This window comes from Scytonema hofmannii PCC 7110, from assembly GCF_000346485.2.
In the GTDB taxonomy this organism is placed as follows: Bacteria; Cyanobacteriota; Cyanobacteriia; order Cyanobacteriales; family Nostocaceae; genus Scytonema; species Scytonema hofmannii.
This window is the reverse complement of record NZ_KQ976354.1, coordinates 1,211,879-1,224,544: the sequence shown is the minus strand read 5'-3', so window position 1 is coordinate 1,224,544 and position 12,666 is coordinate 1,211,879. Positions and strand designations below refer to the sequence as shown.

At 42.6% G+C, this 12,666-nt stretch carries 9 protein-coding genes, 1 tRNA gene and 1 pseudogene; 10 read left to right on the top strand and 1 reads right to left on the bottom strand.

The window, feature by feature from the left end; all coding sequences use genetic code 11:
• The first annotated feature begins 209 nt into the window (after positions 1 to 209).
• The 4 genes from WA1_RS05365 to WA1_RS05350 all read left to right on the top strand — a co-directional run bounded on the left by WA1_RS05365 (position 210) and on the right by WA1_RS05350 (position 8,282).
• Positions 210 to 398: a hypothetical protein gene (locus tag WA1_RS05365; protein ID WP_017743072.1), complete on the top strand. Its 189-nt coding sequence runs from the start codon at positions 210 to 212 to the stop codon at positions 396 to 398.
• Positions 399 to 555: 157 nt separating this feature from the next.
• On the top strand, positions 556 to 4,488 hold the full coding sequence (locus tag WA1_RS05360) for a two-partner secretion domain-containing protein (protein ID WP_017743073.1): 3,933 nt from the start codon (positions 556 to 558) through the stop codon (positions 4,486 to 4,488).
• 427 nt (positions 4,489 to 4,915) lie between these two features.
• Positions 4,916 to 6,688, top strand: coding sequence for a ShlB/FhaC/HecB family hemolysin secretion/activation protein (locus tag WA1_RS05355; RefSeq protein WP_017743074.1), 1,773 nt, complete (start codon positions 4,916 to 4,918; stop codon positions 6,686 to 6,688).
• Between the two features lie 130 nt (positions 6,689 to 6,818).
• On the top strand, positions 6,819 to 8,282 hold the full coding sequence (locus WA1_RS05350; RefSeq protein WP_017743075.1) for a glycoside hydrolase family 13 protein: 1,464 nt from the start codon (positions 6,819 to 6,821) through the stop codon (positions 8,280 to 8,282).
• Positions 8,283 to 8,431: 149 nt separating this feature from the next.
• Here the strand turns inward: WA1_RS05350 and WA1_RS05345 are convergent, their stop codons facing one another.
• Positions 8,432 to 8,854: a fasciclin domain-containing protein gene (locus tag WA1_RS05345; RefSeq protein WP_017743076.1), complete on the bottom strand. Its 423-nt coding sequence runs from the start codon at positions 8,852 to 8,854 to the stop codon at positions 8,432 to 8,434.
• Between the two features lie 178 nt (positions 8,855 to 9,032).
• On the opposite strand from WA1_RS05345, the gene WA1_RS05340 reads away from it, so the two are divergent.
• From WA1_RS05340 to WA1_RS05320, 6 genes and pseudogenes are all read left to right on the top strand, one after another.
• The gene (locus WA1_RS05340; protein WP_026134604.1) at positions 9,033 to 9,269 is read left to right on the top strand and encodes a DNA-directed RNA polymerase subunit omega; all 237 of its coding nucleotides are present in this window, start codon (positions 9,033 to 9,035) and stop codon (positions 9,267 to 9,269) included.
• 4 nt (positions 9,270 to 9,273) lie between these two features.
• Positions 9,274 to 9,834 (top strand): hypothetical protein, encoded by a 561-nt coding sequence (locus tag WA1_RS05335; RefSeq protein WP_017743078.1) that lies wholly within the window; start codon positions 9,274 to 9,276, stop codon positions 9,832 to 9,834.
• A gap of 114 nt (positions 9,835 to 9,948) precedes the next feature.
• Positions 9,949 to 10,314, top strand: a complete 366-nt coding sequence (locus WA1_RS05330; protein ID WP_017743079.1) for a DUF1818 family protein — start codon at positions 9,949 to 9,951, stop codon at positions 10,312 to 10,314.
• A 643-nt stretch (positions 10,315 to 10,957) separates the two neighbouring features.
• Positions 10,958 to 12,199: a hypothetical protein gene (locus tag WA1_RS05325; RefSeq protein ID WP_017743080.1), complete on the top strand. Its 1,242-nt coding sequence runs from the start codon at positions 10,958 to 10,960 to the stop codon at positions 12,197 to 12,199.
• 54 nt (positions 12,200 to 12,253) lie between these two features.
• Positions 12,254 to 12,394, top strand: a pseudogene (locus WA1_RS52260) (DUF1818 family protein); the annotation flags it as partial.
• Positions 12,395 to 12,446: 52 nt separating this feature from the next.
• Positions 12,447 to 12,520: transfer RNA gene (locus WA1_RS05320), tRNA-Pro, on the top strand.
• Positions 12,521 to 12,666: the final 146 nt, after the last annotated feature.

Here is a 12,666-nt window from a genome sequence, read left to right as displayed (position 1 = left end):
ATTTTCTGAATCAGGCGGCTACTGTCCTTGACAATGCAGAGTGCGATCGCCTCCAGCGCCGAACGGCATCGCATAGCGTGCAGACGTTGGAGGCACAGTACGCGAAGAAAGAGAAGAAGATCGGTAATCTTGTGGCGGAAAGGGAGTAAGGTGCAGTTTTCGGCAATCGATTCTTCTTAAAATTGCTCTTAACTAAGCAGAAACAGTGAATGTCTTACTCCGCAGCTTTCCCTATCTTGAAAATTAATATGTTCTCCAGTGGAGGTAGCTTAGGTATACCACTTCAAATTTTTGATAGTTTAATGGCAATACAATTTCAAAATAATTTCAACGCTAAAGCCGTATCGCGTGTTTGCGGTGTCCAGATACCCGATTTCTTTGAGAAGTCTGGCATCTAACTTTTCACCAATGATTTTTTAGAATTGATATAGATAAATAATTATTAATGATTTAAGTTGTGAGTACAACATTATGTTTATTCTAATACTTACCTATATTTTCTGCGTGACTGGCAAAAAATGTAGTAGAAACTACTGAATTGTTTGAGCAAGTACCGTGATTAATAAAAGCTGGTTTGATGGATATTGGTATCTAAAGCTAGCGGGTTGGCTGGGATTTGTAAGTGCGATCGCCTGCTCAGAACAATTTGCCTTTGCTCAAAGCAGTAACATCATACCAGATGGTACGTTGGGTAATGATGAAAAGTCTCTTGTTGTTCCTTTCGATAGCGTTGGCTTTCCTATTGATGTCATTGATGGTGGAGCAATTCGAGATACCAATCTATTTCATAGTTTCCAAGAATTTAATGTCAGTCAAGGTAGAGGAGCCTATTTTTTAAGCCCTAGCGCTAATATTCAGAATATCCTGGCACGAGTTACAGGTCGCAATCCCTCAGAGATTTTAGGTACTCTTGGCACTTTTGGCGGATCTCAGCCGAACTTGTTTCTCATTAATCCCAATGGAATTATCTTTGGAAAAAATGCCAGTCTAGATGTTGGTGGTTCATTTATGGCAACAACTGCCAATGCAATTCGTTTGGGAGATACGGGACTGTTTAGTGCCTCTCAACCAACGAGCAATCTACTCACAGTTAGTCCCTCTGCCCTCTTTTTCAACGCTCTTACCAGTCCAGCAATCATCAACCGCTCTACTGCCAACACTACAGTAATAGGCTCTACTCTCAACGGTTTTCCATTTCGCTCTATCAACGGGCTTCAGGTTCTTGATGGTCAAAATTTAGCATTGGTAGGTGGAGATGTCGTACTGGAGGGTGGCGTACTGACTGCACCTGGGGGACGAATCGATCTGGGTAGTGTTGCTGGCGGAGGTTTGGTTAACCTAAAACAGACAGACAATAGTTGGAACTTAGAATATGAGGGTGTACAAAACTTTGCGAAGATCCAACTCTCCCAGTTTGCAATTGTAAATACCAGTGGTGAAGGTAGTGGAGAAGTTCAAGTACAAACCTCTCAGCTAAATATGCAGGACTCGTTGATTTTTGCGAATACGCTGGGTGCCAAAAATGGCGGGAATGTTGTGGTGCGATCGCCTGATGCCATAACTCTAAATAACTCCTTGATTGTTGCTGGTGTTGAATTTCAAGCAACGGGGAGAGGTGGTAATATAACTGTCGAAACAGAGAAATTAAGTGTCAGTGGTGATTTTGGGGCAATTTCAACTAGAACCGTGGGTAAGAGCAATGCTGGGGATTTGACTATTGATACCAAGCAATTAACTCTCAGTAATGGTGGGCAATTGTTGAGTGACACGAGTAGTCTGGGAAATGCTGGAACTTTAACAGTTCGTGCTACTGAATTTGTTAAGGCAACTGGTACTACAACTGATGGGGAAAACTCCAGTGGCTTGTTTGCTGAAAGTAAATCTACGGATAACCGCAATGCAGGAAATGCTGGAAATTTGACTATTACCACTCAAAGGTTGATTCTCAGCAATGGAGCACAACTATCAACCGCAACTCGTGGTGCGGGTCAAGGCGGGGATGCGACTATCAATGCTCCAGAGTCAGTGGAATTGACTGGAAGTAGCTTGAGTAGCCGCAGTGAAGGTCCTGGAAATTCAGGTAACTTAACAATAACAACTGGAAAGTTAACTGTTTTGGATGGTACAGAAGTGACAACTTCCAGTGGAGGCGAGGGACGAGGTGGAAATTTGACTGTGAATGCCTCTGAGCTTGTAGAAGTTGGTGGATCTGATAGCACGGGATTGGTTGCTGGTTCTCTGGATACTGGAGATGCGGGCAAATTGACCATTAACACGAAACGTTTGATTATTCGGGATAGAGCAGGAGTTTCAGTTTCTAATTTCCTGGGTATGGGAGGAACTTTGTCAGTGAATGCAACTGACTCCGTGGAGTTAAAGAATGGCAGTTTCTTATCTGCTGATACTCTGGGAGCTAAACCGGGCGGAGACCTAACAGTAACAACCAGCAAATTGATTGTCCAAGATCGGGCTAGTGTATCAACTGGCAACCTGAGTTTGTTTGGCGAAGCATCAGGTGGCACTTTAACAGTGAAAGCTTCTGATTTCGTGGAATTGACTGGAGGTAATTTGATAGCTCTTAGTCTGGGTGATGGAGGTGCAGGAGATATTAAGATTGAAACTGACAAGTTAATTGTTCGGAATGGAGCACAGATAACAGCACTTACTCGTGGTGGGGGACAGGGTGGAAGTTTAGACGTGAAAGCGCCCCAGTCTATAGAACTCATTGGCACTTCAGTTGACGGTCAATCTCCTAGTAGCTTATCTACAACCACCTTAGGTTCTGGAGATGCAGGAGACTTAAAGATTGATACTGGGCGATTAATTATTCGAGATGGGGGACAGGTAACAGCCGGAACTGGTCGTAATAGCCAGGGTAAAGGTGGTAATTTAGCAGTGAGGGCAACCAACTTTGTAGAACTGAGTGGAACAACTGCAGATGGTCAGTTCCCTACCGGGTTGACGACTCAGACTGTAGGAGCTGGTTCTGCCGGCAACTTGAGTATTGAAACCCCTAGATTAATTGTTCAGCATGGGGCACGAATATCAACTTCTACGTCTGGCAAAGGACGGGGAGGAAATTTGGTTGTAACTGCACCGCAATCTGTAGAGATTGTTGGAGCTTCAGCAGATAGTCAATTACGCAGCCAATTGATTACTAATGCTTTTGGAAGTGGAGCGGCTGGAGATTTAATTATTGCCACCGAGCGATTAAGTGTTCGGGATGGAGCCTTTGTATCATCTGGTACTTTTGACGAGGGTCAAGGAGGCAAATTGACTGTAACCGCCTCCGACTCTATGGAACTGAGTGGAACAACAGGCGATCGCCAATATCGCAGTGGTTTGTTTGTTGAAACCTTCGGTGCTGGTTCTGCTCAAGATTTGAGAATTGAAACAGACAAATTAGTAATCCGAGATTTCGCATCTCTAAATAGCCAAAGTAATGGCGATGGAAACGCAAGCAATATTTTTATTCAAACCAACTCATTTTCTCTGTCTGATGGCGCACTTCTTAGCAGTGAAAGTAATAGTAACAGTAAGGCAGGAAACATCTTCATAAATGTCCGTGATACTTTACAGGCAAATAACAATGTCTTAATTGCCACTGGTTCTCAGCAAACTGGAGGTGGTGACATTAATATCAATGCTGGTAATATTCAGTTTAGCGAGACTACAGTTGCTACCAGCGCTTTTACACAAGCTGAGAGTGGTGACATTAACATTAATGCTAGAGATATTAAGCTTTTAAACAACAGCAATTTTAGTACTATCTCTTATGGTATAGGTGGCAATATTGGAATTAATGCCAGAAACCTCTTTTTACAAGGCAACAGTGGGATTTTCACTGCTTCTCTTGATACTAGCCCACTTGCTCAAGGTGGCAATATTACTATCAGCGCTGAAGATATTCGCTTGCGTGAGAATAGCCCCATTATTACCAGCTCTCTAGGAGGTGGTGGTAATATCAAAATTGACTCAAACATCTTCATTGCCCTTGAAGATAGCGACATCCTCGCTAATGCTGGATTTCGTAATGGTGGCAACATCACAATTGACTCACCTGTTTTTCTAGCTGATATCTTTCGCACTCCCGATCGCTTAAATTTATTTCGTGGCAATGGTCGTGTAGATATTTCAGCTTCATCCGCGTTGGGTGTGAGTGGCACTATAACTGTGCCTGATTTTAGCTTTCTGCAAAACAGCTTAACAGAATTACCGCAAACTCCAATTGACACCAATGCGCTGATTGCCAACAGTTGTATTGCTCGTAGTAATAAGCAAGAAGGTACCTTCACCATCACAGGTTCTGGCGGTTTGCCCAACCGTCCTGGCGATGTTTCAGTTTCTTCCTATCCTACAGGTGATGTACGTAAAGTACAAGATAATAATTCATCACGCTCTTGGCAAAAAGGCGATCCAATTGTAGAACCGCAAGGCGTCTACCAATTACCTTCAGGACGACTTGTTTTGAGTCGGGAATGTTTTTAAACTTCTGTAGCCGTCACACCTTATCATCCGGAACCAAATTTACTTTGCAGTTTCCTGCAATCAACTCTTCTTAAAGTTGCGATCGCTCTAGCAGAAATAGTGAATGTAGGATCTAGTTGCTTTGCTTATCCTAAATAATGAGACGAGCAGTTAAAACAATACTGATTAAAAATAAACATTTATGTAAGTGTTACATAATTTCTTGCAAAGGAAAACCTAATGTGATACTTTGCATTTCAAATATCAGTAAAAATACTAGTTTCCAAATATGCTAAATACTGAAAACAATGGAATTTATTATCATTTTAAGAAAACTTGCAAACTTGCAAGTTATCGATCGCTAGTCTTTTAGCATAGCTATTTTTGCTAGGGAGTGTTGTTAGTAATACAGGAGAGCCTACAGTTGGATAATATTGTTATACACCTGATGCAAAGACGAAAACAGCACATTGTGAGCACTGGCTGTTGCAAATATATAAGTTTGGCAACATCCGTTACCGTAATTCTTTCTACTTTTGTTTGCTTATCTTCCACTGCATTTGCTCAATCTGCACCGCCACCAGGAGTGACGATTCCTCCAGACACACCTGATACGATTGAGCGCATAACTCCTCAACCAAATGAATCACCGAGTCCTCTTCCTCAAGAACCCCCAGCACAACCACCAAAACCCAGTCTTGAAACTCCTCCCACTCAAGAATCACCTGATGTCACATTTCCGCAAGGGACTCGCATTCCAATTAAGAAAATAGAGGTACTGGGAAGTACAGTTTTGCAAGACCACATTCAAGAATTAATCGAACCTTTGGAAAAGAAGGGAGAAGCAACTTTTGAAGAATTACTCCAACTCCGTGCTGCAATTACTCAAGTTTATATAGACAAAGGATATATTACAAGTGGTGCGTTTTTGCCAAACAATCAAGATATTAGCCGTGGAGTGATAACAATTCAAGTTGTTGAGGGAGAGTTAGAAAATATTGAACTAAGTGGATTAAACAGGTTAAAAACAGGGTATGTGCGATCGCGCTTGCGAAGAGCAACCTCAAAGCCATTAAACCAGAAGCGTTTGGAAGAAGCACTACAACTTCTACAACTCGATCCTCTCATCAGTCGGGTGAATGCAGAGCTAACAGCAGGTAGCACCCCCGGTAAGAATATCTTACAAGTGCAAATACAAGAAGCAGCAGCCTTTCACGCTGGAGTCTTTATAGATAACACTCAATCCCCCAGTATTGGTTCCCTACAAGGTGGCGTTTTTATTGCCCATGATAATGTACTCGGTTTTGGCGATCGCTTCAATGCTGAATATGGTAAAACCGAAGGTCTGAATCTATACGATATTAACTATACTATCCCGATTAATTCCCTAAATGGTACTATTGGATTTCGATATAGCAATACTGACAGCCGCATTATTGAAGATCCATTTGAAGAACTAGATATTAAAAGTGAGACACAGACCTATTCTCTGAATGTTCGTCAACCTTTATACAGATCTCCAACCTCCGAATTTGCTCTTGGTCTATCCTTAGACTTGCGTCGAAACCAAACTTTTATACTTGATGATTTTCCCTATTCCTTTTCAGAAGGGCCAGAAAATGGTAAATCAAAAGTAACAGTCATTCGCTTTTCTCAAGATTGGGTAAATCGTAACGCCAAGAGAGTGTTAGCCGCTCGTTCTCAGTTTAGCCTAGGTATAGGCGCTTTTGATGCAACAAATAACGATACGGGTACTGATGGGCAATTCTTTTCCTGGTTGGGACAGTTTCAGTGGGTACAAAGGCTGTCGCCGAGAGCTTTATTACTAGCACGGCTGAACGCACAATTGACTGGAGACTCATTACTCTCTCTAGAAAAATTAAGTATTGGTGGATTCGATACAGTGAGAGGATATCGTCAGAATCAACTTGTTGCGGACAACGGTGTAACAGGTTCACTAGAAGTTCGTTTTCCCCCAATATCTAGCTACACTGCATTGCAGTTAGCACCCTTTTTCGATATTGGTACAACTTGGAACAATCGAGGAGAGAATCCCGATCCACAGACAATTGCTAGTTTGGGTTTAGGGTTAATTTGGCAACCTACTCGGAGTTTATATTTACGTTTAGACTATGGAGTCCCTTTAATAGATATTGATAACCAAGGAGACTCACTGCAAGATCAGGGGCTTTACTTTTCTCTACGGTATCAGCCGTTTTGATTACTAACCAGTGACCAGTGACCAGTGACCAGTGACCAGTGACCAGTGACCACTAACATTTTCTATCAAAAGTGTGAGTCACAAGTACCGGGGATCTGTAACGATTGCGTTGAAGGAATACAGAGTAACTATGCAGATTCAAACACCAGATTGGGTTAAACACGCTGTTTTCTACCAAATCTTTCCAGATCGCTTTGCAAAAAGCAAACAACTCCGCAAACGATTGTTACGGAGTGCTAGTTGGGAAGATTGGGAAGCTATGCCAACACTCCAAGGTTACAAGGGAGGAGATTTATGGGGCGTGATGGAACAGTTAGACTACTTACAAGATCTGGGAATTAATGCCATTTACTTTACCCCTATCTTTCAATCTGCAAGCAATCACCGCTACCACACTCACGATTATTATCAGGTAGATCCCATGTTGGGAGGTAATCCTGCGTTTAAGGAATTGTTAGACGCCGCCCATCAGCGCAATATTAAAGTTGTGTTGGATGGGGTGTTCAATCACTCCAGTCGGGGATTTTTCTTTTTCCACGATGTTTTGGAAAATGGCCCTCATTCCCCTTGGGTTGATTGGTTCAAAATACATGATTGGCCCGTGTCTCCCTACAATGGCGAATATCCTGCTAACTATGAGGGTTGGGCTGATAACCGAGCATTGCCAGTATTTAACCATGATAACCCAGAAGTGCGGGAATATATTATGGAAATTGCCGAATATTGGATAAAATTTGGTATGGATGGCTGGCGGTTAGATGTGCCATTTGAGGTAAAAACTCCTGGCTTTTGGCAAGAATTCCGCGATCGCGTCAAAACAATTAATCCCGATGCTTATATTGTCGGTGAAGTCTGGCATGATGCCCGTGAATGGTTGGATGGGACTCAATTTGATGGAGTGATGAATTATTTGTTTGCAGGGCCAACAATTGCATTTACGGCAGGCGATCGCGTAGTGTTGGAACAAGTGCAAGGGCGTTCTTACGATCCCCATCCACCTTTGTTTGCCAAAGAGTATGCTGAAAAAATGCAGCACCTCCTGCAACTTTACCCTTGGGAAATTGAACTCACTCAATTGAATTTACTAGCCAGTCACGATACAGCACGATTGCTAACCATTGCGGGAGGAGATAAACCAAGCATTGAATTAGCAACTTTACTCTTACTCACCTTTCCTGGTGCGCCCAGTATTTACTACGGTGACGAAGTTGGTTTACCAGGGGCTATAGATCCAGACTCTCGCCGTGGTTTTCCTTTAGAAGCAAATTGGGACAGAGAAATTCTCCAAACGCATCGGGAACTGATAGCACTACGTCACTCTTATCCCAGCTTGCGTACTGGTGAATACAGAGTTCTTTATGCTCGAGGAGAACTTTACATCTTTGCGCGGATTTTAGGAACTGAGGAATTGATTGTTGCGGTTAATGCGGGTACTGCGCCAACAAAAGGCGATGTAGATACCAGCAGTTTAAGCACTCAACCAAACAAGCTTGTTTATGGTACTGGTGAGTTTGAGTGGAATGTAGAAAGCGAAACCAAGCAGCTTATCTTAAATCTTCCAGCACGTTCCGGTTGCATTCTTGGTAATTCGTAATTAAGAACTCAATTGTGAATTACTTAGGAACTTCCAAATAAAAAAATAGCCAAAAATCTCTTGTGGAACGGGCATCTTGCCCGTCCATAAACTAAGAACGGGCAAGATGCCCGTCCCACAAGATGGATAATTTATAGATTGGGAATTTCTTATAATTCGCTTGCAACCAATGCAGGAATCAATACTGTATCAACAACGTGAATCACTCCATTTTCAGTAAGAATGTCAGTTTTAACGACATTGGCGTCATTCACTGTGACTTTACCACCAGCAGACTGGATTCCCACAATTGACCCTTCTAAGGTTTCTGCATGGTCAATTTGAATCAAGTCGTCAGACCTTACGTCGCCTGAGGCGACATGATAAGTTAAAATTCTCTTAAGCTTTTGGGTATTTTGGAGCAATGAATCCAAAGTTCCTTGTGGTAACTTGGCAAATGCCTCATCAGTAGGCGCAAATACTGTAAAGGGTCCGGGACTAGAAAGAATATCAACTAGTCCAGCCGCTTCAACAGCTTTTACCAATGTGCTGAAATTTCCAGCTTTAATAGCAGTTTCAACAAGGTTAGCCATAAGACGCGTTAACTTAAATTTATTAGCGTTATGTTACAAATTATTTATAGAGCGGTAAAAATGTCTCAACCTCTATCAAGGGGGGGGAGGTTGCGAAAAAATCAGCTATCATTGTTTCGCTAATAACTTCAATTGCGACTGCTAGACTTAGACAATGACTTCCAAAAAAACAGTAATTATGCTAAAGCGTTCCAAATTTGAGACAACTCAATCTCAGATTATGTACCGTGCTGAGGAGCTAATCAGTGCAGCCTCAAATCGCTACCGCATTACAGTTCAAGTGGCAAATCGCGCTAAGCGTCGGCGGTATGAGGACTTTGACAGTGCGGATGATGCCATGATGAAACCAGTACTTCGGGCAATTATTGAGATGTCTGATGAACTGACTCAACCAGAAATTATCGGCGAAGTGTAACATGATGTCAGTTGGGATTCGTCAAAGGTTTGGGATCATCGCACTAGTGAGTGCCATTCTTCTGAGTTTAAGCTTGGGTTTGCAACCAGTGTCTGCTCAAAGAGTTAACGCTGGTGATGCTTGGCGGTTAGTTTACCAACAATTGCCCGACTTTCCACGGGAAAACCAGTACACGAGTAAAGAGACTGGAAAAAAAGCGGAAAATAATACCCTCGTTAGCCGCCTCATAGCGTATCACCTTTATGTTAAGACACGTGCGGCGAATTTTCGCTTGGATTGGAAGCTGACTTTGGCAGACTACTTGGGAGCTAATGAGGTGATGTATGAAGGAACATATCCGGGGAATGACACTTTGCGGCAAAATCCCATAGACGGCGATAAGGCTGCGATCGCACGTCTTAGCCGCCGTCAACGGGATACTTTGGTACAAGCTTTGGTAAATATTTTCAGTCCAAATACCCAAAGTACACCAACTGCTGCCCCAGATAATTCATCACAGTCAGGAGAATCAGCACCAACCCGTTCGCGATCGCCCCAACCAGGCGATGCCCAACTACTGAAATAGTTAAGCCGAAAAATACGAAAACACGTAGGTTGGGTTGAGGAACGAAACCCAACCTACAATTTCCTTATCCCTTGCAGTATTGCATTAGCCATTAACCATTAGCCATTAGCAAAGATGCAACGCGTTCTGAAAAGTGGACTGGGTTGGCGTATTGGCTGGAATCCAACCGCACCCGAATTTAAAGGCTTAGTTGGTACAGATGACTGGGCGATTGAATTAACTGAAGCTGAGTTGAATGATTTTTGTCGGTTACTCGCTCAGCTAGCAGACAGTATGCAGCAAATTGCGACTGAATTAATGGATGAGGAAAAGATTGCTTGTGAAGCCGAAAGCGATCTCATGTGGATGGAAGTTGAAGGTTATCCTCATGCCTACAGTCTGCGTCTTATTCTCAGCACGGGACGCAGTGTAGAAGGTAAATGGGATGCTTCCGCAGTTCCTGGTTTGTTGCAAGCAACTGGGATGCTCGAGGTCTTTTAGACTCACTAACAGAACCGGGCTAGTATATCTACGAAAAGCAATGTAAAAATTATTATGAACTTTTTGTAAAACTGCAACTTTAAACAAAATTAAGTATGTTATCATTATAAGGACGCGTCACTGTAAAAAAGGGTCAAAAATCAAAATTTTGATGACCCTGGACAAAGTTCATCCAAACAGCTAATTCCTTACCTCACTTATATTGGGCTGTACTAAGATATAAGCCCTAAAATAAAATCCCAGCCGTCTACCCAATGGGAGTCTGTATCTACCTAGTAATGTAACAGACAGATGGGATGTAATTTTTACTGGGAGCAAAAGGCAGATTGCGGGGTGTAGCTATGTAACATTGTAGGCTTTAATACAAAAGCCAGTCCAAACGATCTCTGCTATAGGGTTAAAAGCCAAATGTATTTAATCAGGTAGTGCGATCGCCCTGTGCAGAGAAATTTTCGGAGCCGAAATGATAAAAAGCTAAGTAATCCAACAGAAATATTTACACATTAGGTTCCAGACTGAACAAAGGTTTCAGTTTAATTTTGTGTAATTCATTTTGTTTAACTACTTAACTTAATCAAAGAGGGTGGTCTGCGAAAGAATCAAGGTTTTGGACAATCATAACTGTCGTATTAATGGACTATTTATGGCAAGCTTGAACTTAAGTAAAGTTAACTTCAATCAGAGATCAAATGTCATCGATCCGGGGACGCCGATCTTTAACCCCAAATCATCCATTGTAAATACAGGTGGAGGTGCTGATAAAATCATTGGTACTGATTCTATAAATGGTGACTTTGGTTTTGGAGTCCTTGCGGGTGTAGAAGCCCAAGACTTTAACGCTGTTATTGCCTCTAACGCATTTAGTGCGAGGGCTAATGTTGCGGCCAACGGTATTAACAACAAAGGGGTTATCAATACAGGAATAGGAGCCGATCAAGTAAAGGGTACCGCAACAGCTAACATCTCCGCTACAGCAGAAACAGTATCTCAAGCCATAGCTATTGCTAAGACTGCTGACACTAGTGTTATTAGTAAGGCTTTTGCCTCCATTAACGTTAAGGTTACTGCCGATGGTATTGACAACTCCGGTGGTAAAATTAACAACGGTATGGGTAGTGATGGTATTTATGGCGATACCGAAGGTTCTGTTGCAGCAGTTGCTATAGCTACAGCAGATGCCTCAGCTATCGTCGAGGCTGTTGCCAAAGCTCCTGTTTCTCCTCATCTAACAGCTTTCGCTCTTGCAATTGCTGAAAGTTTAGCTAGCGCAACCATTATTGCCAGAGGTATTAATAATAAAGATGGCACAATGACTACAGGTATGGGTGCAGATACGATCTCTGCTACAGCTACTTCTAGTGCTGCGACCTTGTCATATGCTGCTAGTTCTGCTGTCAGCAGTGCCCCCTCAGAAAATCAAGCTTTGGCTCAGTCTGTTGTCAATGCTTTTGCCGAGGTTAAGGACATAGCGATCGCCATTGACAACTCCAAAGGTACGATTCGCACTGGAGATGGACAAGATATTATCATTGCCAAGGCAGAAGGCGGCGAATCTTACGGCATCTTTGGCGGCATTATTAATATGGGTAATGGAGCCGATACACTGGAAGCCTCCAGTTTTGGTGGTAGCGTCAACATTAATATGGGTGACGGAAAGGACTTTGTTCAAGGTTTCGGTGACGCGAAAATAGATGGGGGCGTAGGTTTCGATACACTTAGCCTTGGCTACAAGATAGACGACTTTAATATCAGTTTGGGTGCTAATAACAATAAAGTGATGTTTGAGCGAGATGGGATTGCCATGAATACCACTCATTTTGAACAATTCGTATTTGATAATGGCAATCTAACCTTAAGTTACAACCAACTCAGTCAATACCTGTAATTGCACAAATGTCTGCGAGGAGCAGGAAAAGGAGAGTCTGAGTTTTTTTCGTGGTTGTGGATGGGAGTGGAAGGTTAGCCTCATGCCTACAGCCTGCGTCTCTGTCTCAACACAGGACGTGGTGTAGAAGGTAAGTGGGAAGCTTCCGCAGTTCCAGGTTTGCTGCAAGCAACTAGGATGCTCAAGATTTTTTAGATTTACCTCTTGATCGTTTCAATCTTAATTGCTATTATTGAGAGGTTGACTGCGGGGCGTAGCGCAGCTTGGTAGCGCGCCACTTTGGGGTAGTGGAGGTCGTGGGTTCGAATCCCGCCGCTCCGATTGATTTAGGACTCATCGATACCTTTAAATTTACCAACAAGGACATTGATTGGTATTTTTTAGGTATGGAATCACAGCCAAAACGACGAAAACCAAAAGGCAGCGTCACGATAGAGAATTATTTATAAAACCAAATGAGTCATGTG